The 23,375-nt window shown below is 68.0% G+C and carries 28 protein-coding genes; 16 read left to right on the top strand and 12 right to left on the bottom strand.

Features of this window, described 5'->3' with window-relative positions; translation table 11 throughout:
* The first annotated feature begins 97 nt into the window (after positions 1-97).
* The 5 genes from C0V75_RS14090 (at position 98) to C0V75_RS14070 (ending at position 5,234) form a co-directional block, all read left to right on the top strand.
* Positions 98-694 carry a cation transport ATPase gene (locus C0V75_RS14090; RefSeq protein ID WP_143710430.1) on the top strand — a complete coding sequence of 199 codons (597 nt, stop codon included), beginning with the start codon at positions 98-100 and terminating at the stop codon, positions 692-694.
* Positions 695-822: 128 nt separating this feature from the next.
* Complete coding sequence (locus C0V75_RS14085; RefSeq protein ID WP_173861078.1) at positions 823-1,596, top strand: DUF6478 family protein; 774 nt, start codon at positions 823-825, stop codon at positions 1,594-1,596.
* 10 nt (positions 1,597-1,606) lie between these two features.
* On the top strand, positions 1,607-1,978 hold the full coding sequence (locus C0V75_RS14080; protein ID WP_101921583.1) for a hypothetical protein: 372 nt from the start codon (positions 1,607-1,609) through the stop codon (positions 1,976-1,978).
* Between the two features lie 192 nt (positions 1,979-2,170).
* Positions 2,171-4,174, top strand: a complete 2,004-nt coding sequence (locus C0V75_RS14075) for an NADPH-dependent 2,4-dienoyl-CoA reductase (protein ID WP_101921582.1) — start codon at positions 2,171-2,173, stop codon at positions 4,172-4,174.
* A gap of 154 nt (positions 4,175-4,328) precedes the next feature.
* On the top strand, positions 4,329-5,234 hold the full coding sequence (locus C0V75_RS14070; protein WP_101921581.1) for a LysR family transcriptional regulator: 906 nt from the start codon (positions 4,329-4,331) through the stop codon (positions 5,232-5,234).
* A 49-nt stretch (positions 5,235-5,283) separates the two neighbouring features.
* Here the strand turns inward: C0V75_RS14070 and C0V75_RS14065 are convergent, their stop codons facing one another.
* From C0V75_RS14065 to C0V75_RS14055, 3 genes are read right to left on the bottom strand one after another with little or no spacing between them, the layout of a single operon-like run.
* Positions 5,284-6,300 (bottom strand): OmpA family protein, encoded by a 1,017-nt coding sequence (locus tag C0V75_RS14065; RefSeq protein ID WP_101921580.1) that lies wholly within the window; start codon positions 6,298-6,300, stop codon positions 5,284-5,286.
* Positions 6,301-6,324: 24 nt separating this feature from the next.
* Positions 6,325-7,035, bottom strand: a complete 711-nt coding sequence (locus C0V75_RS14060; RefSeq protein ID WP_101921579.1) for an N-acetyltransferase — start codon at positions 7,033-7,035, stop codon at positions 6,325-6,327.
* Positions 7,032-7,751, bottom strand: a complete 720-nt coding sequence (locus C0V75_RS14055; RefSeq protein WP_101921578.1) for a molybdopterin-binding protein — start codon at positions 7,749-7,751, stop codon at positions 7,032-7,034. Before C0V75_RS14055 ends, C0V75_RS14060 begins: the two co-directional genes overlap by 4 nt.
* Positions 7,752-7,877: 126 nt before the next feature.
* On the opposite strand from C0V75_RS14055, the gene map reads away from it, so the two are divergent.
* The 9 genes from map (at position 7,878) to C0V75_RS14010 (ending at position 14,474) form a co-directional block, all read left to right on the top strand.
* Entirely contained in the window at positions 7,878-8,705 is an 828-nt protein-coding gene (gene map, locus C0V75_RS14050; RefSeq protein ID WP_101921577.1) for a type I methionyl aminopeptidase, read from the top strand.
* 173 nt (positions 8,706-8,878) lie between these two features.
* Positions 8,879-9,709 (top strand): S-formylglutathione hydrolase, encoded by an 831-nt coding sequence (gene fghA / locus C0V75_RS14045; RefSeq protein WP_101921576.1) that lies wholly within the window; start codon positions 8,879-8,881, stop codon positions 9,707-9,709.
* A gap of 2 nt (positions 9,710-9,711) precedes the next feature.
* Positions 9,712-10,167 (top strand): YaiI/YqxD family protein, encoded by a 456-nt coding sequence (locus C0V75_RS14040; protein WP_101921575.1) that lies wholly within the window; start codon positions 9,712-9,714, stop codon positions 10,165-10,167.
* A 67-nt stretch (positions 10,168-10,234) separates the two neighbouring features.
* Positions 10,235-11,203: a DMT family transporter gene (locus tag C0V75_RS14035; protein ID WP_173861077.1), complete on the top strand. Its 969-nt coding sequence runs from the start codon at positions 10,235-10,237 to the stop codon at positions 11,201-11,203.
* Positions 11,178-11,801, top strand: a complete 624-nt coding sequence (locus C0V75_RS14030) for an HAD-IA family hydrolase (RefSeq protein ID WP_101921574.1) — start codon at positions 11,178-11,180, stop codon at positions 11,799-11,801. The genes C0V75_RS14035 and C0V75_RS14030 overlap by 26 nt, the downstream gene beginning before the upstream one ends.
* Entirely contained in the window at positions 11,798-12,697 is a 900-nt protein-coding gene (locus C0V75_RS14025) for an ornithine cyclodeaminase family protein (RefSeq protein WP_101921573.1), read from the top strand. Before C0V75_RS14030 ends, C0V75_RS14025 begins: the two co-directional genes overlap by 4 nt.
* Positions 12,698-12,772: 75 nt before the next feature.
* A complete protein-coding gene (locus C0V75_RS14020; protein ID WP_101921572.1) occupies positions 12,773-13,279 on the top strand; it encodes an RNA polymerase sigma factor in 507 nt (168 codons plus the stop codon).
* Between the two features lie 23 nt (positions 13,280-13,302).
* Entirely contained in the window at positions 13,303-14,046 is a 744-nt protein-coding gene (locus tag C0V75_RS14015) for an anti-sigma factor (protein WP_143710429.1), read from the top strand.
* Positions 14,047-14,147: 101 nt separating this feature from the next.
* Positions 14,148-14,474 (top strand): hypothetical protein, encoded by a 327-nt coding sequence (locus C0V75_RS14010; RefSeq protein ID WP_101921570.1) that lies wholly within the window; start codon positions 14,148-14,150, stop codon positions 14,472-14,474.
* Positions 14,475-14,572: 98 nt separating this feature from the next.
* On the opposite strand, the gene C0V75_RS14005 is transcribed toward C0V75_RS14010, so the two are convergent.
* Positions 14,573-15,925: a S8 family serine peptidase gene (locus tag C0V75_RS14005; RefSeq protein WP_101921569.1), complete on the bottom strand. Its 1,353-nt coding sequence runs from the start codon at positions 15,923-15,925 to the stop codon at positions 14,573-14,575.
* Between the two features lie 101 nt (positions 15,926-16,026).
* Complete coding sequence (locus tag C0V75_RS14000; protein WP_101921568.1) at positions 16,027-17,172, bottom strand: alpha-D-ribose 1-methylphosphonate 5-triphosphate diphosphatase; 1,146 nt, start codon at positions 17,170-17,172, stop codon at positions 16,027-16,029.
* A gap of 98 nt (positions 17,173-17,270) precedes the next feature.
* Here C0V75_RS14000 and C0V75_RS13995 point away from each other — a divergent pair, with 98 nt between their 5' ends.
* On the top strand, positions 17,271-17,960 hold the full coding sequence (locus C0V75_RS13995) for a DUF1045 domain-containing protein (protein ID WP_101921567.1): 690 nt from the start codon (positions 17,271-17,273) through the stop codon (positions 17,958-17,960).
* Here C0V75_RS13995 and phnN read toward each other — a convergent pair.
* Genes phnN through C0V75_RS13975 form a run of 4 tightly spaced genes read right to left on the bottom strand, consistent with a single transcriptional unit; the run spans position 17,942 to position 20,859 of the window.
* On the bottom strand, positions 17,942-18,499 hold the full coding sequence (phnN, locus tag C0V75_RS13990) for a phosphonate metabolism protein/1,5-bisphosphokinase (PRPP-forming) PhnN (protein ID WP_101921566.1): 558 nt from the start codon (positions 18,497-18,499) through the stop codon (positions 17,942-17,944). The genes C0V75_RS13995 and phnN overlap by 19 nt on opposite strands.
* Positions 18,496-19,188 carry a phosphonate C-P lyase system protein PhnL gene (phnL, locus tag C0V75_RS13985; protein ID WP_101921565.1) on the bottom strand — a complete coding sequence of 231 codons (693 nt, stop codon included), beginning with the start codon at positions 19,186-19,188 and terminating at the stop codon, positions 18,496-18,498. Before phnL ends, phnN begins: the two co-directional genes overlap by 4 nt.
* Positions 19,189-19,192: 4 nt before the next feature.
* On the bottom strand, positions 19,193-19,987 hold the full coding sequence (phnK, locus tag C0V75_RS13980) for a phosphonate C-P lyase system protein PhnK (protein ID WP_173861076.1): 795 nt from the start codon (positions 19,985-19,987) through the stop codon (positions 19,193-19,195).
* Positions 19,984-20,859 carry an alpha-D-ribose 1-methylphosphonate 5-phosphate C-P-lyase PhnJ gene (locus tag C0V75_RS13975; RefSeq protein WP_101921564.1) on the bottom strand — a complete coding sequence of 292 codons (876 nt, stop codon included), beginning with the start codon at positions 20,857-20,859 and terminating at the stop codon, positions 19,984-19,986. Before C0V75_RS13975 ends, phnK begins: the two co-directional genes overlap by 4 nt.
* Before the next feature lie 50 nt (positions 20,860-20,909).
* On the opposite strand from C0V75_RS13975, the gene C0V75_RS13970 reads away from it, so the two are divergent.
* Positions 20,910-21,182, top strand: coding sequence for a hypothetical protein (locus C0V75_RS13970; RefSeq protein ID WP_101921563.1), 273 nt, complete (start codon positions 20,910-20,912; stop codon positions 21,180-21,182).
* Between the two features lie 5 nt (positions 21,183-21,187).
* Here the strand turns inward: C0V75_RS13970 and C0V75_RS13965 are convergent, their stop codons facing one another.
* From C0V75_RS13965 to phnG, 3 genes are read right to left on the bottom strand one after another with little or no spacing between them, the layout of a single operon-like run.
* Positions 21,188-22,270 (bottom strand): carbon-phosphorus lyase complex subunit PhnI, encoded by a 1,083-nt coding sequence (locus C0V75_RS13965; RefSeq protein ID WP_101921562.1) that lies wholly within the window; start codon positions 22,268-22,270, stop codon positions 21,188-21,190.
* Complete coding sequence (phnH, locus tag C0V75_RS13960) at positions 22,270-22,842, bottom strand: phosphonate C-P lyase system protein PhnH (protein WP_371410691.1); 573 nt, start codon at positions 22,840-22,842, stop codon at positions 22,270-22,272. Before phnH ends, C0V75_RS13965 begins: the two co-directional genes overlap by 1 nt.
* Positions 22,839-23,291 (bottom strand): phosphonate C-P lyase system protein PhnG, encoded by a 453-nt coding sequence (gene phnG, locus C0V75_RS13955; RefSeq protein WP_101921777.1) that lies wholly within the window; start codon positions 23,289-23,291, stop codon positions 22,839-22,841. The genes phnH and phnG overlap by 4 nt, the downstream gene beginning before the upstream one ends.
* Positions 23,292-23,375 lie beyond the last annotated feature (84 nt).

Below are 23,375 nucleotides of genomic sequence, written 5' to 3'. Positions count from 1 at the left end.
CGGGCGCGGCAGTGCGGGTGGTGGACGCGGGGCGGGGCGGGCGTTATCCAGCCGGGGCGGACGGGCGAGGCCGCGCGGAGGGCCGGGGAGTGCGGGCGTGGTGGACAGGGTGAGCGGGCGAAGGCTGGTCGGGCGGGGCGGACGGGCAGTCCTGCTGGCGGCGGGGCTGTTCCTGGCGGGTTGCGTGACGACAGGGGGCGGGTTGCGGTCGGTTGCGCTGCTGGACGGGGCGCTGATCGCGGCGGCACCCGCGGGCTATTGCCTTGCGCCGGGGGCCGGGCGGCGCAGCGGCGACGGGGCGGTGGTCCTGATGGGGCGCTGTTCCGCGGCGAGCACGGCGGAACCGGCGGTTCTGACGCTGTCGGTGGGGCCTGCGGGATCGGCCGGGGCGATGACGGCGGGCGGGGCGGGGCTGGCGGCCTATTTCACCTCGGCCGAGGGGCGCGCGGCGCTGAGCCGCGAGGGACGGGCGGGCGATGTGGTGGTGCTGGAAGCCGTCGGTTCGGGGGAAGCGTTCCTGTTGCATGTGCGCGACCGGGCGGTGGGGGATTACTGGCGCGCGGTGACGGGCATCCGGGGGCGGCTGGTCACGGTCTCGGCCTCGCGCCCCGATGGGGAGGCGCTGGCCGAGGGGAAGGGGCGGGCGCTGGTGGAGGCGGCGGTGGCGGCGCTGCGCCGGGCGAATGCGGGCTGAGGGTTGCGCCGGAGCGGGGAAGTTTGCTTTTGACGCGAAATGGAGTGGCGCGAAGCGGGCATTCACGCAATAGATAGGGATGTGCGTGCCGGAGGGGCGCGGGTGGTGCAGTGCGGTTCGGGACGGAGATGGTAGGGAAGCTGGACGGGGTTCTGGACAGGCTGTTGCAGCGCCGGGTGCTGCGACGGTGGGAGGAGATCGCAGAGGCGGCTCCGAACGCCGATCTGGAAACGCTGCGCGGCTGGCGCGGCCGGGCGCGGGCGATGCGGCGTCATCTGGACCGGGTGATCCATCAGGCAGAGCATCGGCTGGCCTTGCCGGTGATCGGGTCGAATGCCTTTCGAAAGCCGCTGGGCACGGACTGGGCCTGGCGGCCCGATCTGTGGCGGGGGCCGATGCCGGTGCCGGGGCAGGCCTCGGTGCCGAACCGGATGGTGTTCTGCGAGGGGGCGACGGTCTTTCACGATTGCCGGGTGAGCGAGCTGACGGTGCGGCAGATCCGCAATGCGCGGGAAAGCGACGTGGCGCCCTTCGGCTTTCGCATGGATGTGTTCCGCTTTGACGGGTCCTTCCTGTCGCTGGTGATCGACCTGCCGGAAGAGGCGGCGCGGGGGTTGAAGCTGCGCCACCTGATCCGGCTGGACGTGATCGTGGAACTGGAGAAGCCGCTGGAGATCTTTGCGCGGCTGAACGTGAAATACGGGCCGAATGTGGAGCAGATGGTGCTGGAACTGCCGCTGGGGGCGGAAGAGGTGATGGTGGAATTCGACCTGACCTACACGAAGATCAACGAGAAGCGGATCGAGAAGCTGTGGATCGACCTGATCTTCGAGGGACCGGAGATGAACCAGATCATCCTGCGCGACGTGACGGTGAGCCGTCGCCCTCGGGCGGAACTGTGAGGGGGCGGCGATGGATGGGGTGACGCTGACCAAGACGCGGATCCGGGCCGGGATCTGGGAAGGGGTGCTGTCGGGAACGGATACCCCGTCGCTTGAGGTGCGGCATCAGGAGGCAGAGGTGCCGGGCCTGACGGTGACGGCGATCCCGGATCGGCCGGGCGAATGGGCGGTGCGCGTACCGGTGCCGGTGGAGGCGCTGGGCGAGGGGGTGCAGACCTTCCTGATCCGCAACCGGGCCACGGGGGAGACCTTGCAGCATTTCACCATCATCACCGGGGTGGCGATGGAGGATGACCTGCGGGCGGAGGTCGATCTTCTGCGGGCGGAACTCGACATGCTGAAGCGGGCGTTCCGGCGGCATTGCGTGGAGACGCTGGGCTAAGGGCGCGAGCCCTGATCCGGCATTGCCCGTGACAGATGTCGGAGTTTGAGCATTTTTGCCAAGATGAAGATAGCTGGGGCGCTGGCCTCGTGGGGGCGCTGGGTTTCTTGCGCGCCGCCTTGCCCATGACGTTGCGTCGGCCGTGACAGGGGCGCGGGGCTGCGGCAGTGTCGCGGGCCGGAGGACCCTGACATGACCGAATATCCGCATCTGCTTTCGCCGCTGGACCTTGGGCATGTGGTTCTGACGAACCGCGTGTTGATGGGGTCGATGCATACCGGGCTGGAGGAGCGCGGGGACTGGAACCGGGTGGCGGAATTCTATGCGGCGCGGGCGCGGGGGGGTGTCGGCCTGATGGTGACGGGGGGGATGGCGCCCAATGCCGAGGGCGGGGTCTTTCCGGGGGCGGCGGGGCTGTACACGGCGCAGGATATTGCCAATCACCGGGTGGTGACGGACCGGGTCCATGACGCGGGCGGGCGGATCGCGATGCAGATCCTGCATGCGGGGCGCTATGCCTATGGCAAGGACTGCGTGGCGCCAAGCGCGATCCGGTCGCCGATTTCGCCTTTCGTGCCGCGCGAGCTGGATGCGGCGGGGATCGAAAAGCAGATCGCCGATATCGTGACGGCGGCGGTGCGGGCGCGCGAGGCGGGGTATGACGGCGTGGAGGTGATGGGGAGTGAGGGGTATTTCCTGAACCAGTTCCTTGTCACCCATACCAACCGCCGGACGGATGACTGGGGCGGCAGTTACGAGAACCGGATGCGCCTGCCGGTGGAGGTGGTGCGGCAGGTGCGGGCGGCGGTGGGGGCGGATTTCATCCTGATCTACCGCATCAGCCTGATTGATCTGGTTCCGGATGGAAGCACCTGGGACGAAGTCGCACGGCTTGCCCGTGCGGTGGAGGCGGCAGGGGCCACGATCCTGAATACGGGGATCGGCTGGCATGAGGCGCGGGTGCCGACGATTGCGACATCCGTGCCCCGCGCGGCCTTTGCTCATCTGACCGGGCGGCTGCGGGGGGAGGTGGGGATACCCGTCATCACCTCGAACCGGATCAACGCGCCGGAGGTGGCGGAAAAGCTGCTGGCCGAGGGGATGGCCGACATGGTGAGCATGGCGCGGCCCTTTCTGGCGGATGCGGATTTCGTGGCCAAGGCGGCGGCGGGACGGGCCGAGGAAATCGCGCCCTGCATCGCCTGCAATCAGGCCTGTCTGGACCATACGTTCAGCGGCAAGTTGACGAGTTGCCTCGTGAACCCGCGCGCCTGCCATGAGGTGGAACTGACCTATGAACCCGTCGCGGTGGCGAAGTCGGTGGCCGTGGTGGGGGCTGGCCCTGCCGGGTTGATGACGGCGGCGGTGGCGGCGGAGCGGGGGCATCGGGTGGTGCTGTTCGACCGGGCGGACCGGATCGGGGGGCAGTTGAACCTGGCCAAGCAGGTGCCGGGGAAGGAGGAGTTCCACGGGCTTGTCCGCTGGTTCGCGGCGCGGATCGCGCGGGCGGGGGTGGAATTGCGGCTGGGGGCCGAGGTGGCGGTCGAGGATCTGCGCGGGTTCGACGAGGTGGTGGTGGCGACGGGGGTGACGCCGCGCGATCCGGGGATCGAGGGGCAGGAGCGGGCGCTGGGTTACATCGACGTGCTGAATGGCGCGCCGGTGGGGCGGCGGGTGGCGGTCGTTGGGGCGGGCGGCATCGGGTTCGACGTGGCGGAGTATCTGGTGCATCGCGGGGTGTCCCCGACGCTGGACCCGGCGCTGTGGCGAAAGGAATGGGGCGTGGGCGATCCGGCAGAAGTGCGGGGCGGGCTGGTAGCGGCCGAGCCGGAACCGGCGGCGCGCGAGGTCTGGCTGTTGCAGCGCAAGGCCGAGAAGCCGGGGCGGGGTCTGGGCAAGACGACGGGATGGATCCATCGCGCGGCGCTGGCGGCGAAAGGGGTGAAGATGATCGGGGGCGTCAGCTATCGCCGGATCATCGAGGAGGGTCTGGTGGTGTTGCGCGACGGGGTGGAGGAGTTGACTCCGGTCGATTCGGTGGTGCTCTGCGCCGGGCAGGAACCGGCGCGGGGGCTGGCCGAGGCGCTGGCCGCGGCGGGCATCGCGGCGCATGTCATCGGGGGGGCGGATGTGGCGGCCGAACTGGATGCGAAACGGGCCATAGATCAGGGCGCGCGGCTGGCGGCGCGGCTGTAGCCCGGCCTTGAAAAGCAGGGTGTGGCGCGTCCTGTTTCCCTGCCTTCAACGATCCCAAGGAAAACCCCGGATCGGCCCCGTCCGCGCCCCGATCCTGCCTGATTTCGCGGTCAATCCTGTGCGACACGACCTCATAGCTTGCCAGAGGACAACAATGGACCGACTGACGGAAATGGAAGCCTTCGCCACTGTGGTGGATCAAGGCGGCTTCACCGACGCGGCCAAGAAGATGGGAATTTCGAAATCCGCGGTGTCGAAACATGTGTCGGCTCTGGAGGCGCGGTTGGGGGCCCGTCTTCTGAACCGGACGACGCGCCGGGTGTCGCCCACCGAGATTGGTCTTGCCTATTATGATCGCGCCCGCCGCGTGCTGAATGACGCGGGCGAGGCGGATGCCCTTGTCACATCCATGCAATCGGCCCCGTCGGGCCTGCTGCGCATCAGCGTGGCCACGGATTTCGGGGTGAACCTGCTGTCGCCGATCCTTGGGGATTTCCTGCTGGAATATCCCGAGATCACGGTGAACATGGTGTTGAACAACCGCTATGTGGAACTGATCAGCGAAGGGTTCGACATGGCGATCCGGGTCGGGGAGCTGGAGGATTCCAGTCTGCGCGCCCGCAAGCTGACGGAGACGACGAAGCGGATGATCGCCTCGCCGTCCTATTTCCAGCGCTATGGGCGGCCGCTGAAGATCGACGATCTGAACGACCACAAGCTGCTGCACTATTCGAATCAGGCCAATGGCAATGTGTGGAAGATCACCGCGCCGTCGGGCGAGAAGCGTCAGGTGCGGTCGGTCGGCTGGTTGACGGTGAATGACGGGCAGTCCTTGCTGAATGCCGCGATTTCGGGGCTTGGCATCGCTTATCTGCCGTCCTTCCTTTATGCCGATGCAATGCGGCAGGGGTTGGTGGAAGAGGCCATTCCCGGCCTGCCGACGGAAAGCCTGGGCATCTATGCCGTCTATCCGCCGGGGCGGTTCACGCAGCCCAAGGTGCGGGCCTTCATTGATTTTCTGGCCAAGCAGTTGGTGGACAAGGGCCCCGACAACTGGTGAGGAATCGCCGGTTCCCCATGCGAATGGGGGGCCGATACTCCTGGGGGAGTCAGCGGGTCGAGGTCAGGATGACCTCGACCCTTCTGTTTTGGGCGCGGCCTTCGGGCGTGGCATTGTCGGCGCGCGGTTCGGCGGGGCCTGCGCCGCGCGTGGACAGGCGGGCGGGATCGGCGCCGAGGGCGACCAGCGCGGCGCGGGTGGCATCGGCGCGGGCGAGGGAGAGGGCGATATTGGCGTCGGCCGGGCCCGAAGCATCGGTATGGCCGACGAGTTCCACCGTGGCGGCGGGATTGGCGGCGAGCCATGCGGCAAGGTCGCGGAGCGAGGCGTAATCGTCCGGGGCGAGGGTGGATTGGCCCGAGGGGAAGACGAGATCGTCAAGCGCGAAGGGCTGGCCGGTGGCGAGGGCGGCGGCCAGCGGCGTGAGGGGCGCCGGGGCGGCGGTTTCCGTGACAGGGGCGGCCGTAGGCGTGGCCGAGGGATCGAAGGGCGATTTCGTGGAGACGGTCAGGTCTGGCGTGCCGATGGGCGCGGGGCCGATGGTGGTAAGCTGCACGAAGCCGGTATCGGCGGAGCGGCTGACCATGAGGGTGAGCCAGTCGCTGCCCTGCGCGCTGTCGCGGCGGGCGGCGAGAAAGCGGAAATCGCCGAGATCCACATGCATCTGCGGTTCGGGCAGGATGTCGGTTCCATAGCGGAAATCGAAGCCGCCGCAGGCGGTGGTTTCGCATTCGAAGACTGTCGTGAAGCCCGTTTCGGCAATCTGTTCGCGCAATGGGGCGAGGATCTGGAGCGTGGTCATCCCGGGGGCCGCGACTTTCCAGGCGGTCTGGTCAAAGACGCCTTCGGCGGCGGTGACGGGGATGCTGCCCGCCTGCCAGGGGCCGGTCGGGATGTTGTAGGAGGTGAGCGCCTCGCGCCGTTCGCCCGAGGCAGTGGCCGGGGCGGGAAAGCGCAGGTCCAGCGCCTGCACCATGCCGGGCAGCGGCAGCAGGGCCAGCAGCAGGGCGGGCAAGGCGGCACGGCGGCGACGCCGTGACGGAAGGTGCGGACGCGGATCGGTCAACTGCTCTTGGCCTTTGAGTGGGGCTCACTTCTTTCGATAGTGATACTGTCCCACAACGGCCATGTTCAGGAAAGTATAGAGCGCGCGGGCGGCCAAGTTCCGCTCAGTCACCAAAAGGGTGAGCGTCTCGGCGCCCTGATCGCGGGCCCAGAGGGCAGCGGCCCGCAAGATGTTGTGGGCGCAGCCTTTTCGGCGCTGGTCGGGGGCGACCTCGAGCGCGTGAAGCATTGCAACATTGCCGTGGATGGCCGTGAAGGCGATGCCTGCGGCGCGGTCGCCCGTGCGGCCGAGGATGGCGGTTTTCGGGCCTTGCACCCGGTCCATCACGGCGAGGCGGCCGGGGCCGATTCCGCCTTCGGCCCAGAGTTGCGCGGCCACGGCGAGAGGGGGCCAATGCGGAAAGCTGGTGAGGAAGGCGGGGGGCGGGTCGGCCAGTGCGGCGGTGGGGGCGGCATAGGCGACGACGGGGTCGTGATGGGCATAGCAGCGGGCGGCGAGGGCGGCATCGAGGGCGCTGTCCCAGGGGTGGATGACGAAGAGGGGGGATTGGCCGAGGGCCTGCATGGCGGCCTCGGCCTGCGGGATGTCGTCGGGCGTCCAGTCGCCGGCGGGAGAGGCGGCGGAGACGCGCTGGCCGCCGCCCCGGCCTTCGCGGAGGAGCCAGGGGCCGAGGCGATGGGTCGCGGCGGGGGGCCAGGTCGCCTCGGCCACCTCTGCAAGGAGGGCGGGCGTCATGGGAAGAGCGCGCAGAGGCGGGTCATGGCGGCGTCGATCCGGGCGGGATCGGTGCCGCGGATGACGAGGTTGGTGCCATAGACGCCGTTGGTGTTGAAGGGATAGCTGCCCATGGAGAGATCGGGGAATTCGGCGGCGAGGGCGGCGAAATCCCCTGCAATCTCGCCCTCGCCCCGGTTGACGCGGTGGGATTGCGACAGGAGCGGCGCGCCGCCCGTCAGGGTGGGCAGGACGCCGGCAAGCATCGCCTCGAAGATCGAGGGGACGCCGGCCATGACATGGACATTGCCCAGCGTGAAGCCGGGGGCGGTGGAGATCGGGTTGTCGATCAGGGTCGCGCCATCGGGGATGCGGGCCATGCGCTGGCGCGCCTCGTTGAAGGGGAGACCGGCGCGGTCGTAATGCGCCTGAAGGAGCGCCATGGCATCGGCGCGGTGGGTGATGGGGGTGGCGAAGGCGGCGGCGATGGCTTCGGCGGTGATGTCGTCATGGGTGGGGCCGATGCCGCCGGAGGTGAAGAGATGGTCATGCCGGGCGCGCAGATCGTTGACGGCGGTCACGATGGCGTCATGGTCGTCGGCCACGACGCGCGCCTCCATCAGGCGGATGCCGTGGTCGGTCAGGCGCTGGGCGAGGTGATGCATGTTCGAATCGCGGGTCCGGCCCGAGAGGATTTCATCGCCGATCACCAGCATGGCTGCGGTGGGATTGGGCATGTCGCGGCTCCGTTCATCAGGACTGCGAGGGGTATAGGCCGAGGGCGGGAGGTTTCAAAGGGGCAGGTCTGGCCTTTGCGGGCGGGTTTGACTATCTAGGCGCTGTTGCAAGGGAAAGTTCGGCCAGTGGACGAGACGCGCGGGCGCATCACGAAGGACGGTATCCGCATCTATGAGGATGCGGATTTCGCGGGCATGGCCGAGGCCGGGCGCGTGGCGGCCGAAATCCTCGACATGGTCGGCCCGCTGGTCGTGCCGGGGGCGACGACGGGCGAGATTGATGCCTTCATCACCGAAGAGGTGGCGCGGCGGGGCGTGGTGTCGGCGACGATCGGCTACAAGGGCTATCGCCATGCGTCCTGTATCAGCGTGAACCATGTGGTCTGCCACGGCATTCCGGGGGCGAAGATTCCAGGGCGCAGCAGCGACGTCTTGCAGGCGGCGGATATCCTGAATGTCGATGTGACGGTGGTGGTGGATGGCTGGTTCGGGGATTCGAGCCGGATGTATGTGGCCGGGACGGCGAAGCCTTTCGCGCAGCGTCTGATCAACGTGACGCATGAGGCGCTGCTGCGCGGGATTGCGGCGGTGAAGCCGGGGAACACCTTCGGCGATATCGGCCATGCGATCCAGAGCTATGTCGAAAGCCAGCGGATGAGCGTGGTGCGCGATTTCTGCGGCCATGGGCTGGGCCGCGTGTTCCACGCACCGCCGAATGTGCTGCATTACGGGCGGCCGGGCAGCGGGCCGGTGCTGGAGGAAGGCATGTTCTTCACCATCGAGCCGATGGTGAATCTGGGGCGGCCGGAGACGAAGGTTCTGGCCGATGACTGGACGGCGATCACGCGGGACAAGTCGCTGTCGGCGCAGTTCGAGCATTCGGTGGGGGTGACGGCGACGGGTTGCCAGATCTTCACCGCCTCGCCCGCTGGCAAGTTCCATCCGACGCAGTAAGGCAGTTTGTGACGCACAAACTGCGGCGGAATTTGACGCAAATTCCGGGGCCTGACCTTGGGCCGGATTTCTGCGTGCAGAAATCGGCGCGAAGTCTGCGTCAGACTTCGCCTTGGACGGTTGCATCCGTCCCGGTGGCGTGAAAGCTTTGCCGCAAGAATGCGAGGTGAGCGATGAAGACCGTATCGGAAAGCCGGGCCTTTGGCGGTGTGCAGGGGGTGTATACGCATCCCTCGGGCATCTGCGATTGCGACATGACCTTCGGGCTGTTCCTGCCCGAACAGGCCGAAGATGGGCCGGTGCCGGTGCTGTGGTTCCTGTCGGGGCTGACCTGCACGCATGAGAATGCCATGGTGAAGGCGGGTGCGCAGCGCTGGGCCGCAGAGGCGGGGATTGCGCTGGTGTTTCCTGACACGTCCCCGCGCGGGGAGGGGGTGCCGAATGATCCGGCCTATGACCTTGGTCAGGGGGCGGGGTTTTATGTGAACGCCTCCGAGGACCCTTGGGCGCAGCATTACCAGATGTGGGATTACATCACGGATGAATTGCCGAACGTGCTGTTTTCGGCCTTTCCCCTGGCCGAGGCCGCGCAGGCGATCACCGGCCATTCGATGGGCGGGCATGGCGCGCTGACCATCGCGATGAGCTTTCCGGGGCGGTTCCGGTCGGTTTCGGCCTTTGCGCCGATCTGCAATCCGGTGGCGAGCGACTGGGGGCGCAAGCAGTTCACCGCCTATCTGGGGGCGGATGAGACGGCCTGGGCGGGCTATGACGCGACGCTGATGATGCGGCGCTATGGCTTTGACGGGCCGATGCTGGTGGATCAGGGGACGAAGGACCAGTTCCTTGACTTGCTGAAGCCCGAGGCGCTGGCCGAGGCGATGGCGGCGCGGCGGCAGGGTGGCGCGTTCCGGATGCAGAAAGGCTATGACCACAGCTATTTCTTCGTCTCCACCTTCATGGAGGAGCATGTCGCCTTTCACGCGCAGGCCTTGATGGGCTGACCATGGCGCGGCTGTTCGTGGATGCCGATGCCTGCCCCGTGAAGGAGGAATGCGAGCGCGTGGCGGTGCGGCATCGGGTGCGGATGATCGTGGTGTCGAACGGGGGCATTCGGCCGAGTGCCAATCCGTTGGTGGAGAGTGTCTTCGTGGCGTCGGGGCCGGATGAGGCGGACAAGTGGATCGCGGATCAGGCCGGGCCGGGGGATGTGGTGGTGACGGGGGATATTCCCTTGGCGGCACGGGTGATCGCAGGCGGTGCGGTGGTGGTGAAGCACAATGGCGAGGTGCTGACCGACCGCAACATCGGCAATGTGCTGGCGACGCGCGACCTGATGGCCGATCTGCGCAGCGCCGATCCCTTCCGGCAGGGGGGCGGGCGGCCCTTTTCCAAGGCGGACCGGTCGCGGTTCCTTGAGGCGCTGGAGCGGGTGATGCGGGGCGCGCTGGCGGGCGGGTGATCTGCGCCATGCCCGTGTCGCGGCGGGGATAGACTTGGCCGGAGCGCGGCGGTTTCCTTCCCCCATCATGACCGAGATTTCCAGCCGGGCCACGCTGACCGGCATCCTTCTGGCGATTGGCGGCAGCGCGATGCTGTCGGTCAACGACGTGGCGATCAAGTTCCTGTCGGGAGACTATGCGCTGCATCAGGTGATCCTGATCCGGGCGGGGATCGGGATGATCTTCCTCTTGGGATTGATGCACTTCTCTGGCACGGGTTTCCGGCAGATCCTGACGGTGCGGGGGCGGGATCATCTGATCCGGGTTGCCTTCGTCATGGTGTCGAATGTCTGCTATTTCCTTGGCCTTGCGGCGCTGCCGCTGGCCGATGCAGTGGCGATTGCCTTCGTGGCGCCGCTCTTGGTGACGGTGCTTTCGGTTCTGGTGCTGGGCGAGGCGGTGGGGCCGCGGCGATGGGCGGCGGTGGCGGTGGGGATGCTGGGCGTCGTCGTCATGCTGCGGCCGGGGGCGGGGGTGATCCAGCCCGCGGCGATCCTCGTGCTGATATCGGCCTTCTGCTATGCGTCGAGCCATATGATGACGCGGCGGATGAAGGATACGGAAAGCGCGATGACGCTGTCCTTCTATGTGCAGCTTGGGTTCATCTTCGTGTCTTCGACCATGGGTCTTGTGGTGGGGGATGGGCATCTGGCGGGGTCTTCCGATGCCTCGCTGGCCTTCCTGTTCCGGCAATGGGTCTGGCCGCCGGTTGCGGATTGGCCGTGGTTTCTGGCGACCGGGCTGTCAGTGGCCATCGGGGGGCTGATGGTCAGCCAGGCCTATCGGATGCTGGAGGCGGCGCTGGTGGCGCCGTTTGAATATACGGCGATGCCCTTGGCCATCCTGTGGGGGGTGGTGATCTTTGGAACCTATCCCGACCTTACGGCGGCCTTCGGGATTGCGCTGATCTGCGGGGCGGGCCTTTATACGCTGTGGCGCGAGACGGTGCGCCGGAAGAAGGATGTGACGGGTGATCCCAGAGGCGGTGGTCTTTGACATCGGCAATGTGCTGCTGGAATGGCAGCCGGAGCGGTTCTACGACGGGGTGATCGGGGAGGCGCGGCGCAGGCGGCTGTTTGCCGAGGTCGATCTGGTGGGGATGAATGAGGGGGTCGATCTGGGCGATCCCTTTGCCGCATCGGTGGAGGCTCTGGCCGAGGCGCATCCCGACTGGGGGCCAGAGATAAGGATGTGGCGTGAGCGGTGGTTCGAGATTGCGCATCCGCCCATCGAGGGGTCGATCCGGGTGATGCGGGCCTTGCGGGAACGGGGGGTTCCGGCTTTTGCATTGACGAATTTCGGGCGCGAGACCTTTGACGCGGCGGTGGAGCGGCTGCCGTTTCTGGCAGAGTTTGATCGGGCCTGGGTCAGCGGGCGGATGGGCGTGATGAAGCCCGATCCGGCGATCTATGCGGCGCTGGAGGCCGAATGCGGGATCGCGCCCGGGCGGCTGATCTTCACCGATGACCGGGCGGAGAACATCGCGGCGGCGGCGGCGCGAGGCTGGCAGACCCATCTGTTCGAGGGATGGCAGGGTTGGGCGACGCGGCTGGTGGCGGCGGGATTATTGACCAAGGCGGAGGCGGGGCTGTGAGCGTGGATTTCGTGCCTTTCGAGGCGGAGCGGCTGTTGCGCTGGGACGGGTTGCTGGCGGCCTTCGAGGCGGGGCATCGGTTGCCGAAGCCCGATATCAAGGATCTGTTCGTCTATCGCGGTGGGGACACGATCCTTGACCGGGCGACCTGGATTGATGGGCTGGGCGCGCTGGTCAAGGTGGCGACAGTGGTGCCGGGGAACGTGGCACGGGGCAAGCCGACGGTGAACGGGGCGGTGACGCTGTTTGACGATGTGACGGGGGAATTGACCGGGCTGGTGGATTTCCACCTTGTGACCAAGTGGAAGACGGCGGGCGACAGTCTGCTGGCGGCGCGGCGGCTGGCGCGGAAGGATGCGCGGCGGTTCCTGCTGGTGGGGGCGGGGAAGGTGGCGCAGTCGATGGTGGAGGCCTATGCGTCGGTCTTTCCGGCGGCGGAGTTCACCGTCTGGAGCCGCAGCCGCGCGAGTGCCGAGGCGATGGGTCTGCCGGTGGCGGATGATCTGGAGGCGGCGGTGAAGGCGGCTGATGTGATCTGCACCGCGACCATGGCGACAGCGCCACTGATCAAGGGGGACTGGTTGCAGCCGGGGCAGCATCTGGACCTGATCGGGGCCTACAGGCCCGACATGCGTGAGGTGGATGATGCGGCCATGGCGCGGGCGCGGGTCTTTGTCGATGCGCGGGCGACCACGCTGCACCATATCGGCGAGTTGATGGCGCCGCTGAAGTCCGGCGCGATCACGGAAGCCGATGTCGTGGCGGATTACTACGACGATCCGGCGATCTATGTGCGGCGGTCGGAGGATGAGATCACCATCGCGAAGAATGGCGGCGGGGCTCATCTTGACCTGATGACGGCGGCATACATCCAGACGGCTTGGCGTGCCGTCTGAGGGCGGGCTTTGGAATAAAGCTTGCCCTTGTCGCGTTGTCCTGTCGGAGTGGCAGGACAACCGAAGGATGTGCCGATGACCGACAGATTTCGCCGTGATCTTGTGGCCCTTGTGCCAAAGCTGCGGCGGTTCGCCTATTCCCTGACCGGGAACCGGCAGGATGGGGATGATCTGGTGCAGGCGGCCTGCGAGAAGGCGCTGCGCAATGTGGCGCAGTTCCGCGAGGGGACGCGGATGGACAGCTGGATGTATCGGATCATCCAGACGCTGTGGATCGACGATCATCGGCGGGTGAAGCGGCAGGGCGCGCGGGTGGACCCCGACACGGTGGCCCTGAGCGACGAGGGCAAGGCGGCGGCCCTGCCCGAGGATCGCATGATGCTGGCCCGCACGCGGGCGGCGATGGAGGAACTGCCCGAGGCGCAGCGCAGCGTGCTGGCGCTGGTTGCCATCGAGGGGCTGAGCTATCGCGAGGCGGCGGAGGTGCTGGATGTGCCGGTGGGCACGGTGATGAGCCGCCTGTCGCGGGCGCGCGAGGCGCTGCTGCCGCGGCTGGGTCTGTCGCAGGGGCCGCGGCAATGAGGGGTGCGGGGAGCGGTGCGGGCATGAAGACGTCGATGGACAAGGAAGAGCTGGCGGCCTTCGTGGATGGCGAATTGACGCCGGAAGAGGCGGCGGCGGTGGTTCTGCATCTGGCCGATCATCCGGCGGATCAGGCCTATGTGGATGATCTTTTCGCGGCCAATGCCGCGCTGGCCGATGCCTTTGGCGCGCCTGCGTCGGAGCGGGTGCCGGATGCGATACTCGACACGATCGACGGGGCGGCGGTGCGGGCGCAGATCCTGCCCTTCCGGCTGCGCCCGGTGGGGGTGGCGGCGGGGTTGGCGCTGGCGGCGGCCCTGTCGGCGGTGGTCGTGCTGTTGCAGCCGCAGGACGGGCCTGCGCTGGCGCTGGGCCCGGTCATGGGCGGATCGGCACTGGCCGAGGCGCTGGACCTGATGCCGTCGGGAGCTGTGACCGACCTGCCGGATGGGCGGGAACTGATGGTTCTGGCGAGCTTTGCCGTGGAGGGCGGGCATTGCCGCGAAGTGGAGGTGCTTGACCGCGGGGCAGGGCAGATGGAACTGGCGCTGGTCTGTCTGGAGGCGCAGGCGCAGGGCGAAGGGGCGGGCTGGCAGGTCGAGGTTGTGCTTCAGGAAGTGCTGGAGACGGCGGCGGCGGACGGGTTCGTTGCCGCCGAAGGGACGGAGGTGGCGGGGCTGTCGTCCTTTCTGGATGCCCGTGGCGCGGGGCTGGCCCTGACGCCAGAGGAAGAGGCCGCCGCGATTGCCCGGACCTGGGGACGGTGATCACGGCTGCGTGAAGCCGTCGGGGGCGGGGAATAGAAGGGGACGGGGGGCGTTGTCTTGACATGGAACGGCCAGATGGCCCCAAGACAGGAGACACGCAGATGAACCCGATCAAGACGACCACGGCGATTGCCCTTCTTTCCCTTTCCCCGATGGCGGCGCAGGCGGCGATGCCCGTCGCCCTGCCGATGCCGGCCTCGGCGGTGACCCGCGATCTGGCGCAGGCGCAGCCGGTGTTCCTGGACCTGCAACAGCTCGAGCGGGACATGATGGTGCTGCTGAACGGCAATGGCGGCGACAGCCGGGACCGCAGCCGCGACGGCAACAGCGATGACGGCAACAGCGATGACGACAATGACGATGACGATCGCAACGGCGGCGGCAGCAATGGCGGCAGCAGCGGTGGTGGCAACGGCGGCAACAGCTGACACCTGATCGAGCAGTGGCAGGGGAACGCCGGTCCTTCGGGACCGGCGTTCTTCTTTGCGCGGCGGATGGCCCCCGGTTGCGGGGGCCTGCCCTGGTGTCAGTCGATGGCGGGTTCGGCGGCGGCGGGCAGGAGGGGGGCCGCGCAGAGGGTGGAGCTGTCGAGGAGACCGGCCCCGTAAACCTCATCCGGACCGGCGGCGCCGAGGTCGCGTGCGGTGCCGCGCAGCCGTTCGGCGATGGCGGCGGGGGTCAGCGTCGGGTCGCGCGACAGAAGGATCGCGGCGGCGGCGGTGACGAAGGGCGCGGCATAGGAGGTGCCGCTTTGCCCGCGCGCGCCGCGAATGGAGGTGGCGGCGAGCAGGTTCACGCCGGGGGCGGCAAGGTCGAGATGGCTGCCGCGCTGGGCGGCGCGGTAGATGCGGCCGCGGGCATCGACGGCGGTCACGGCGATGACGCCGGGATGAGCGGCGGGAAAGGCGGGTGGGGCGCCGGGGCCGGCATTTCCGGCGGCGGCGATGATGACCACGCCTTCGGGGCCTTGCAGGCTGTCCAATGCCTCGGCCAGCACGGTATTGGGGGGGCCGGAAAGCGAGAGGTTCATCACCCGCACGCCGCGCTGGGCCAGAAGGTCGATCCCGCGCAGGAGCGCCGCGACATCGGCGCGTTCGTCCGCCCCCTCCCGAATGAAGGCATCGACGGCGATGAGCTTTGCCTCTGGCACCAGCCCCGGCACGCGGCTGCCCGGTGCGCCGACGAGAAGGGAGGCGACGGCGGTGCCATGCACCTCGGCCGAAGGTTCGGCATCGGGCGGGGTGAGGCGAAGGACTTCAACGGCGGCGGGGGCGATGATGTCGTGGTCAGGGTTCACGCCGGTGTCGATGATGCCGATGGGCAGGGTGACGCGGCATTCCGGCGACCGTGCGGTGGGCCATCCGACGAGCGAGAAGGCCGGGCAGTTGGCGTGATCGCAGGGGACGGCTTCGGCGTTGTCAGGACGGTAGAAATGGTTGAGATCGGCATCCTCGCCCTCGGGCAGGGCGCGGACCCGGTCGCGCGCATCCTGAAGCGCGAGGCCGGGCGGGATGCCAAGGCGCTGCACGCTGCGGCCCAGTGCGGCGAGATCGTCCTGCGCCAGAAGGATGAAGCCTTCGGTCTGCAATTGCGCGAGGCTTTCGGGGGAGAGGTCGGTGACCACGACCTCCTCCGGCGCGGCGAGAGGCGGGGGGGCGGCAGCGGCCGGGGTGGCGCGGGGCTGGCGGCGCGGGGTGCGGCGATCGTCGGAGTCGCCGCCATTGCCGAAGCCACCGCCGCCGCCGTCATCGGAACCGCCCCCATTGTCATCGTCATCCTGTGCGAAGGCCGTGCCCGGAAGCTGGGATACGGGGGTGTCGATCAACGGCCAGAGCAGGCTGGCGACAAGGACGGTGGTGGTGAGGTGGCGAATGGTCATGATGCGGCCCTGTCCGGAAATGTAATGCGCCCCGGCGCGAAGGACAGCGCCGGGGGCAAGGCTTTGCCGAGGACAACGGTGGAAGGGGCGTGTCTATTCCGTCAGGAGACGCGCTTTCCCTGCACCCAGACGCCGCGCAGGGCGGCGGCGGGGCCGATGCGGGTGACGCGGATCACATCGGCCCGCGCACCGAGAGCGAGACGGCCCCGGTCGGGCAGCCCGGCGGCGGCGGCAGGGGCGGCGGTGACGGTGGCCACGCCGCGCGCCATATCGCCCCAGAGATCGCCCAGTTGCAGCGCGCCGGTCAGGAGCGAGGAGGGCACGTAATCCGACGACAGGATGTCGAGCAGCCCGTCTTCGGCCAAGGCCTGTGCGGCGACATTGCCGGAATGGCTGCCGCCCCGGATCAGGTTCGGCGCGCCCATCATGATGGCGATGCCGTGGTCGCGGCAGGCCTGTGCGGCCTCGGGCGTGGTGGGGAATTCGGCGAAATGCGCGCCATGGGTGGCCGAGCGGGCGACGTGGTCGGGATCGGTGTCGTCATGGCTGGCCAGCACCGCGCCATAGCGGCGGGCGGCGGCGACGGCGGCGGCTTCGTGTTCTGCGCCGAGGCGGGCGGAAAGGGATTTCTGCGCGGCAATGTGATCTTCGAATTCGGCTTCGGAGATGCCGTGCTTGCCGCAGACATATTTCCGCAGTTGCGTGAGGTCGCGGAACTGGCGCTGGCCGGGGGTATGGTCCATCAGGCTGACGATGCCGACGCTGTCTTCGGGGCCGAATTTGGCAAGCTCTTCCGTCAGGGTTTCGGAACAGACTTCGGCGCGCAGGTGGAGGAAATGGCTGATACGCAGCGCCTGTGACGCGCGCAGGTCGAGGATCTCATCGGCCAGGGCGCGGGCATATTCGCCGTAATTCGCCTTGGCGTTGGAGATGACGGAGCCCACGCGCAGCGCATCGAAGACGGTGGTGATGCCGACGGAAGCCAGTTCCGCATCATGGGCGAGGATGGCGGCGGCATGGGGCCAGTCCACCTTTGGCCGGGGTTCGATATGGCGTTCGAGGTTGTCGGTATGGAGTTCGATCAGCCCCGGCATGACCAGATCGCCGCCGCAGTCGATGGCCCCTTTCGCCACGCCCGCGCCTTCTGCGATATCGGCGATGGTGCCGCCGGAGAGGCGGATCGTGCCGGTGATCGTGGCATCGGGCAGGATGAGCGTGGCGTTGGAAAGGAGGGTTTCGTCGGTCATGGTGCAGATGGGTCCTGTGGTGCGGAGAAGGGTCCGGTGGGGTGCCGTGGCATGGCCGCGTCACATCCATGTGACAAAGCGGGGCTAGGCAGGCGGGCATGGACCAGATGAAGCGATTTGCCGTCTATTACGCGCCCGCCGAGGGCGAGTTCGCCACCCGCGCGGCGGAGTGGCTGGGTTGGGATGCGGTGGCGGGTGCGGCGCTGTCCGGCCCGGTGCCGGAGGGATTGCCCGATGGTCTGGGCGATATCACCGCCGATCCGCGGAAATACGGGTTCCATGGCACGATCCGCGCGCCGTTCCGGCCTGCCGAGGGGTTGGACCGTGGCGCGGTGGAGGGCGCTGTGGCGGCGCTGGCTGCGCGGTTGGGGCCTGTGGTTTGTGACGGGCTGGTGCTGGAGAACCTGCAAGGCTTCCTTGCGCTGACGCCCGAGGGGTGCGAGGCGGCGCTGCTGGAGTTGGGCGCGGCGGTGGTGGAGGGAACGGATCACCTGCGCGCGCCCCTGACCGAGGCCGAAATCGCGCGGCGGCGGCCTGAGCGGTTGTCGCCCCGGCAGCGGGAATTGCTGGCGCGCTGGGGTTATCCTTACGTGATGGAGGAATTCCGGTTCCATCTGACGCTGACGGATCGGCTGGCGGATGGGGTGGCGGGGCCGGTGGCGGCGGCTTTGGCCGCGCATTTCGCACCGGTGTTGCCGCGCCCCTTCGTGATCGCGGATCTGTGCCTGTTCGGCGAGGATGGGGCGGGTCGGTTCCATCTGCTGTCGCGTCACGCGCTGACCGGCTGAAGGGCCGTGAGGAACCGGGCGACGCCCTGTTCGACGGGGCCGTCGTTCAGCACGTCGATCACATGCAGGTTGGCGGGCAGGTCGAAACTGGGCCGTTGCAGGCGGGCGGCGATATCTTCGCGGCTTTCGCGGCCACGGGCGAGGAGGCGGTCCATCAGCACCGAAGAGGGCGCGGTGACGCGGATCACGGTCAGGTTGGGGAACATCTGCGCCGCCGGGTCCAGCGCGGCGCGGGAGCCGTTGAAGAGGACATCGCGCCCCTTGTGGCGTTCGGCGATCTGGGCGGCGGGCAGGCCATAGCGCAGGCCATGCGCGCGCCAGTCCAGCGCGAAATCGCCCCGCGCCTTGCGGGCGGCGAAATCGGCCTCGGTCACGCCGTCGAAATCCTCTCCGCCCAGTTCGGAGGGGCGGGTGATGACACGGCGGACGATCACCAGATCGGGCCGCGCGGCGCGGGCGGCAGCGATCAGCGTGTCCTTGCCCGCGCCGGAAGGGCCGACGACGGCGAAGAGGCGGCCCGGCTGAGCGTTGGCCGTCATGCGGCGGCCCCCTGCGGTTTCGGGGTGAAGCTGCCCACATCGACAAAGCGGTCGCAGACCTGCGCGCGGGCGGCTTCGTCATGGAAGATGCCGAGGATGGCCGCGCCGCGCGCCTTTGCCTCCTGGATCAGCGACAGGACGACGGCGCGGTTGGCGGCATCGAGGCTGGCCGTGGGTTCGTCAAGAAGGAGGGCCGGGTAGGGATGGGCGAAGCCGCGCGCGATGTTCACGCGCTGCTGTTCGCCGCCCGAGAAGGTGGTGGGCGAGAGGGACCAGAGCCGTTCGGGGATGTTGAGGCGCGAGAGCAGGTCGGCGGCGCGGGCGCGGGCCTGATCCTGCGGCGTGCCGAGGACGAGGAGCGGTTCGGCCACAACGTCGAGCGTTGGCACGCGCGGGACGACGCGCAGGAACTGGCTGACATAGCCCAGCGTGGCGCGGCGCAGCGCGATGATCTGGCGCGGTTCGGCCTGCACGACATCAAGGTCGCCCACCATGATGCTGCCCGAGGCGGCAAGGTAGTTGCCCCAGATCATCCGCATCAGCGTGGATTTCCCCGCGCCGGAGGCCCCGATGAGGCCGACGCATTCGCCCGGCATCACGGTGAGGTCGGCCCCGCGCATCACGGGCAGGACGGTGCCGCCCTGATTGTGCAGGGTGAAGTTCTTGGAAAGGTTCGAGACGCGGATCATCGGATCAGACCTGAAGGACGGAGGAGACGAGAAGCTGGGTATAGGCATGCTGCGGATCGTCCAGCACCTGATCGGTCAGGCCCTGTTCCACGACGCGACCGGATTTCATGACCATCAGGCGATCGGCCAGAAGGCGGACGACGGCAAGGTCATGAGTCACGATGATGGCCGAAAGGCCCATCTCGCGGACGAGGCCCCGCAGCAGGTCGAGGAGGCGGGCCTGCACGCTGACATCCAGACCGCCGGTCGGTTCGTCCATGAAGACGAGGCGCGGGCCGGTGACGAGGTTGCGCGCGATCTGGAGGCGCTGCTGCATCCCGCCAGAAAAGGCGGAGGGGCGGTCGTCGATACGTTCGACGGCGATTTCGACCCTTCCCAGCCAATCGGTGGCGCGTGCGCGGATGTCGCCATAATGGCGGGCGCCGACGGCCATCAGGCGTTCGCCGACATTGCCGCCTGCGGTGACGCCCATGCGCAGCCCGTCACGCGGGTTCTGGTGGACGAAGGCCCAGTCGCTGCGGGCGAGGCGGCGGCGTTCGGCCTCGGCCATCTGGAGGACGTCGCGGGGGCCGTCCTCGGTGGCGAAGATCACCTCACCCTCGTCAGGCCGCAAATGGCCGGCGAGGCAGGAGAGGAGGGTGGATTTGCCCGAGCCGCTTTCACCGACGATGCCCAGCACCTCGCCCGGCCAGAGGTCGAAGGAGATGTCGGCGCAGCCGATGCGGGGGCCGTAGCGTTTGGTCAGGCCCCGGACGGCGAGGAGCGGGGTGTCGAGGGCGACGGGTTGCATGAGGGTCATTCCGCGGCCTCCGTCGCGAAGGGGGTGCCGAGGCGCCCGATGAAGCCCGCCGCGCGGCGGCTGCGGCAATGGTCGGTGTCGGAACAGACATACATGCGGCTGCCCCGGTCATCGGTGATGACCTCGTCGAGATAGCTGTCGGAGGCGCCGCAGAGATCGCAGTCATGCGGGGCCTTCGACGCCTCGAACGGGTGATCTTCGAAATCGAGGCTGACGACATGGGTATAGGGGGGGACGGCGTAGATGCGCTGTTCGCGGCCCGCGCCGAAGAGTTGCAGGGCGGGGCTGTCCGAGAGTTTGGGGTTGTCGAATTTCGGGATGGGCGAGGGGTCCATGACGTAACGCCCTTCCACCTTCACGGGATAGGCATAGGCGGTGGCGATATGGCCGTGGCGGGCGATGTCTTCGTAGAGTTTGACATGCATGAGACCGTATTCCTCCAGCTCGTGCATCTTGCGCGTCTCGGTTTCGCGCGGTTCGAGGAAGCGGAGCGGTTCGGGGATCGGGACCTGATAGACGAGGATCTGGTCTTGGGTGAGTGGTTGTTCGGGAATGCGGTGGCGGGTCTGAATCAGCGTCGCCTCGGCGGTTGCCTCGGTCGTGGCGACGCCGGCGGTGCGCTGGAAGAACTTGCGGATGGAGACGGCATTGGTCGTGTCATCGGCGCCCTGGTCTATGACCTTGAGCCGGTCTTCGGGGGTGAGGCAGGCGGCGGTGACCTGCACGCCGCCGGTGCCCCAGCCGTAAGGCATGGGCATTTCGCGGCTGGCGAAGGGGACCTGATAGCCGGGGACGGCCACGCCTTTCAGGATGGCGCGGCGGATCATCCGTTTGGTCTGTTCGTCGAGATAGGCGAAGTTGTAGTCGGTCATCTTGATGCCTCAGTCCTGCGCGACGATCTGCCGAGGAAGGAGAGCGCGCGATGTGGGAAGCGTTTCTGCGTGTCACCGAAGAGAACCCGCTTTTCGGGTTCGGCTTGCTGTTCGGCGGGGCGGCGGTGCTGGTCTGGCTGGGACGGGCGCTGCTTATGCGCTTCGCGCCGAAGTGGATGGTTGGCCCTGGAGGATTTCTGATCGACACGCGCAGTCGGCTGGGTCTGTTCCAGATGCAGGACAAGGCACTGGAACATGACCGCGAGCGACGCGCGCTGCATGAGCAGATGGGATCCCCGGCTGAGGATCGGCGCCGCGACTGAGCCGGTCATTCCGCCGCCTCCTTCTGTGCCATCGCCTCGGCCCGCAGCTTGCGGATCAGTTCCAGTTCGGACTGGAAATCCACATAATGCGGCAGCTTGATATGTTCCAGAAAGCCCGTCGCCTGCACATTGTCGGCATGCATCAGGACGAATTCTTCATCCTGCGCGGGGGCGCCGGTGAAATCCTCGCCCAGTTCCTTCCAGCGCAGCGCGCGGTCAACAAGGCTCATGGCGATGGATTTGCGTTCATTCTGGCCGAAGGTCAGGCCGTAGCCGCGGGTGAATTGCGGGGGTTCGGTCCTTGATCCCTTGAACTGGTTGACGGTTTCGCATTCCGTCAACTCCACCTCGCCGATGCAGATGGTGAAGCCGAGTTCGGGAATGTCCATCTCCACCTCGACCAGCCCGATGCGCAACTCGCCCACGAAGGCATGGGTGCGGCCATAGCCGCGCTGGGTGGAATAGGCGAGCGAGAGGATGAAGCCTTCATCGCCGCGCGTGATGGCCTGAAGGCGCGTGGCGCGGGAGGCGGGCAGTTCCATCGGCTGGCGCGTCAGATCGGGGGGCGGGGTGTCGTCGGGGCGGGCCTCTTCGATCAGGCCGTCGCGACCGAGGAAGGTGGTGATATGCGGGACGGGGGCCGCTTTTGTGATGGCCTGCGGGGCGGAGGGCGCCTCGCCATTCGCCATCAGGGTGAAGTCGAGCAGGCGATGGGTGTAGTCGAAGGTGGGGCCAAGGATCTGGCCCCCCGGCGCATCCTTGAAGGTGGCGCTGATGCGGCGGGTGACGGCCATCTGCGCGGTTTCCACCGGTTTCGCATGGCCGAGGCGGGGCAGGGTGGTGCGATAGGCGCGGATCAGGAAGACCGCCTCGATCAGATCGCCGCGCGCCTGCTTGATCGCCAGCGCGGCGAGGTCTGGGTCGTAGAGGGAGCCTTCGGCCATCACGCGGTTGACGGCGAGGCGGAGTTGTTCGCGGATCTGGTCGGTGCCGATCTCGGCGATGGACGGATCTCCCCGGCGTTCTTCGGCGAGGAAGGCGTGTGCGTTGTCGATGGCGCGTTCGCCACCCTTGACGGCGACATACATCAGACATCCTCCACGATGGTGGACCGGGGCAGGCCGGCGAGCCGGTCGCCTGCCGTGAGGAAGGCATCGAAGCCCAGCGGGAAGAGCGCGCGATTGGCCTGGAAGACGGCGGTGTCGGGCAGAGAGAGGCGCGCGCTGCCCTTTATGCCGGGGCCGCGCAGACGGGGGCCGTCATGGGTGAGGGCGTCGCATTCCACGATCAGGGTGCAGGCGCGGTCTGGGTAGTCGGGCTGACCGATGGCGAAGCGGGTGACGGGCTGGAGAGAGGCCCATGTGCCAAGCGCGAAACTTGCCTCTTCTGCCGGGGCGAAGGGGGCGCTGCAATGGAAGGTGATCCAGTCGCGCAGGGCGGGCGTGTCATGCGACGGGGCGAGGAAGACGGGGGTAGTGCCGTCGAGCAGCGTCAGAAGCAGGGTTCCCGCCGCGATGGAGAGGGGGGCGGGCGGTTCGGCCCCGCGCAAGGTGACGATGGTGCCGGGGCGCGAGAGCGCGGTCAGGCAGGCGCGGAAGGCGCGGGCGGCATCGGTTGCCGGATCGGCGAGGCCGCCGGAGAGGGTGTCGGGCGCGATCATGCGTCTTCTCCGCGGACGAGGGTGAAGAATTCCACCTTGGTGGCGGCGGCCTTGGCGGCACGGGTCTGGCGGGCCTCTGCCTCGGCCTTTGCGAGGGGGCTGAGGATACGGGACTGAAGCTTTTCGCCTGCCGCTGTTTGCAGCAGGGCATCGAGCGCGGCGGCGCGCAGGGCGTGCGCCTTGTCGCGGCCCTGCACATAGCCATGCCCCACGGTGCCGCAGGACAGGCGCAGCGAGCAGCGGGTGACCGTCATCTCGCCCAGATTGAAGGGCGCGCCGGTTGCCCCTGCCCGACCACGCAGCATCACGGCACCGATTTCCGGGGCGCGGAGCAGGTGGTGGTCGGGCAGGGGGTCGGGCATCAGCGCGGCCAGATGTGCGGGTCTGGACCGGGCGAGCAGGCCGAGCCAGTCGGGGCGGGCCATCTGCGTGGGGAGGGGGCTAGACATCTGGGGGGACTTGTCCATGATCCTATACAACTATACAAATTCCATACACCAGCCAGCGAGTCGGTGCCACGACGCTTTGGTGAA

The organism is Tabrizicola sp. TH137, from assembly GCF_002855575.1.
Classification (GTDB): Bacteria; Pseudomonadota; Alphaproteobacteria; order Rhodobacterales; family Rhodobacteraceae; genus Paragemmobacter.
This window is presented reverse-complemented; position numbering and strand designations above follow the sequence as displayed.

What these genes read in the sequence shown, in the direction of transcription:
- C0V75_RS14015 (WP_143710429.1), top strand. Translation starts at nt 13,303, where the DNA reads ATGAAGACGTCGATGGACAAGGAAGAGCTGGCGGCCTTCGTGGATGGC.
- C0V75_RS14070 (WP_101921581.1), top strand. Translation starts at nt 4,329, where the DNA reads ATGGACCGACTGACGGAAATGGAAGCCTTCGCCACTGTGGTGGATCAA.
- C0V75_RS13975 (WP_101921564.1), bottom strand. Translation starts at nt 20,859, where the DNA reads ATGACCGACTACAACTTCGCCTATCTCGACGAACAGACCAAACGGATG.
- phnL (WP_101921565.1), bottom strand. Translation starts at nt 19,188, where the DNA reads ATGATCCGCGTCTCGAACCTTTCCAAGAACTTCACCCTGCACAATCAG.
- phnH (WP_371410691.1), bottom strand. Translation starts at nt 22,842, where the DNA reads ATGATCGCGCCCGACACCCTCTCCGGCGGCCTCGCCGATCCGGCAACC.
- fghA (WP_101921576.1), top strand. Translation starts at nt 8,879, where the DNA reads ATGAAGACCGTATCGGAAAGCCGGGCCTTTGGCGGTGTGCAGGGGGTG.
- C0V75_RS14010 (WP_101921570.1), top strand. Translation starts at nt 14,148, where the DNA reads ATGAACCCGATCAAGACGACCACGGCGATTGCCCTTCTTTCCCTTTCC.
- phnG (WP_101921777.1), bottom strand. Translation starts at nt 23,291, where the DNA reads ATGTCTAGCCCCCTCCCCACGCAGATGGCCCGCCCCGACTGGCTCGGC.
- phnN (WP_101921566.1), bottom strand. Translation starts at nt 18,499, where the DNA reads ATGACGGCCAACGCTCAGCCGGGCCGCCTCTTCGCCGTCGTCGGCCCT.
- C0V75_RS14035 (WP_173861077.1), top strand. Translation starts at nt 10,235, where the DNA reads ATGACCGAGATTTCCAGCCGGGCCACGCTGACCGGCATCCTTCTGGCG.
- C0V75_RS13965 (WP_101921562.1), bottom strand. Translation starts at nt 22,270, where the DNA reads ATGTATGTCGCCGTCAAGGGTGGCGAACGCGCCATCGACAACGCACAC.
- C0V75_RS13995 (WP_101921567.1), top strand. Translation starts at nt 17,271, where the DNA reads ATGGACCAGATGAAGCGATTTGCCGTCTATTACGCGCCCGCCGAGGGC.
- C0V75_RS14060 (WP_101921579.1), bottom strand. Translation starts at nt 7,035, where the DNA reads ATGACGCCCGCCCTCCTTGCAGAGGTGGCCGAGGCGACCTGGCCCCCC.
- C0V75_RS13970 (WP_101921563.1), top strand. Translation starts at nt 20,910, where the DNA reads ATGTGGGAAGCGTTTCTGCGTGTCACCGAAGAGAACCCGCTTTTCGGG.
- phnK (WP_173861076.1), bottom strand. Translation starts at nt 19,987, where the DNA reads ATGACCCTCATGCAACCCGTCGCCCTCGACACCCCGCTCCTCGCCGTC.
- C0V75_RS14085 (WP_173861078.1), top strand. Translation starts at nt 823, where the DNA reads ATGGTAGGGAAGCTGGACGGGGTTCTGGACAGGCTGTTGCAGCGCCGG.
- C0V75_RS14005 (WP_101921569.1), bottom strand. Translation starts at nt 15,925, where the DNA reads ATGACCATTCGCCACCTCACCACCACCGTCCTTGTCGCCAGCCTGCTC.
- C0V75_RS14080 (WP_101921583.1), top strand. Translation starts at nt 1,607, where the DNA reads ATGGATGGGGTGACGCTGACCAAGACGCGGATCCGGGCCGGGATCTGG.
- C0V75_RS14000 (WP_101921568.1), bottom strand. Translation starts at nt 17,172, where the DNA reads ATGACCGACGAAACCCTCCTTTCCAACGCCACGCTCATCCTGCCCGAT.
- C0V75_RS14075 (WP_101921582.1), top strand. Translation starts at nt 2,171, where the DNA reads ATGACCGAATATCCGCATCTGCTTTCGCCGCTGGACCTTGGGCATGTG.
- C0V75_RS14020 (WP_101921572.1), top strand. Translation starts at nt 12,773, where the DNA reads ATGACCGACAGATTTCGCCGTGATCTTGTGGCCCTTGTGCCAAAGCTG.
- C0V75_RS14055 (WP_101921578.1), bottom strand. Translation starts at nt 7,751, where the DNA reads ATGCCCAATCCCACCGCAGCCATGCTGGTGATCGGCGATGAAATCCTC.
- C0V75_RS14040 (WP_101921575.1), top strand. Translation starts at nt 9,712, where the DNA reads ATGGCGCGGCTGTTCGTGGATGCCGATGCCTGCCCCGTGAAGGAGGAA.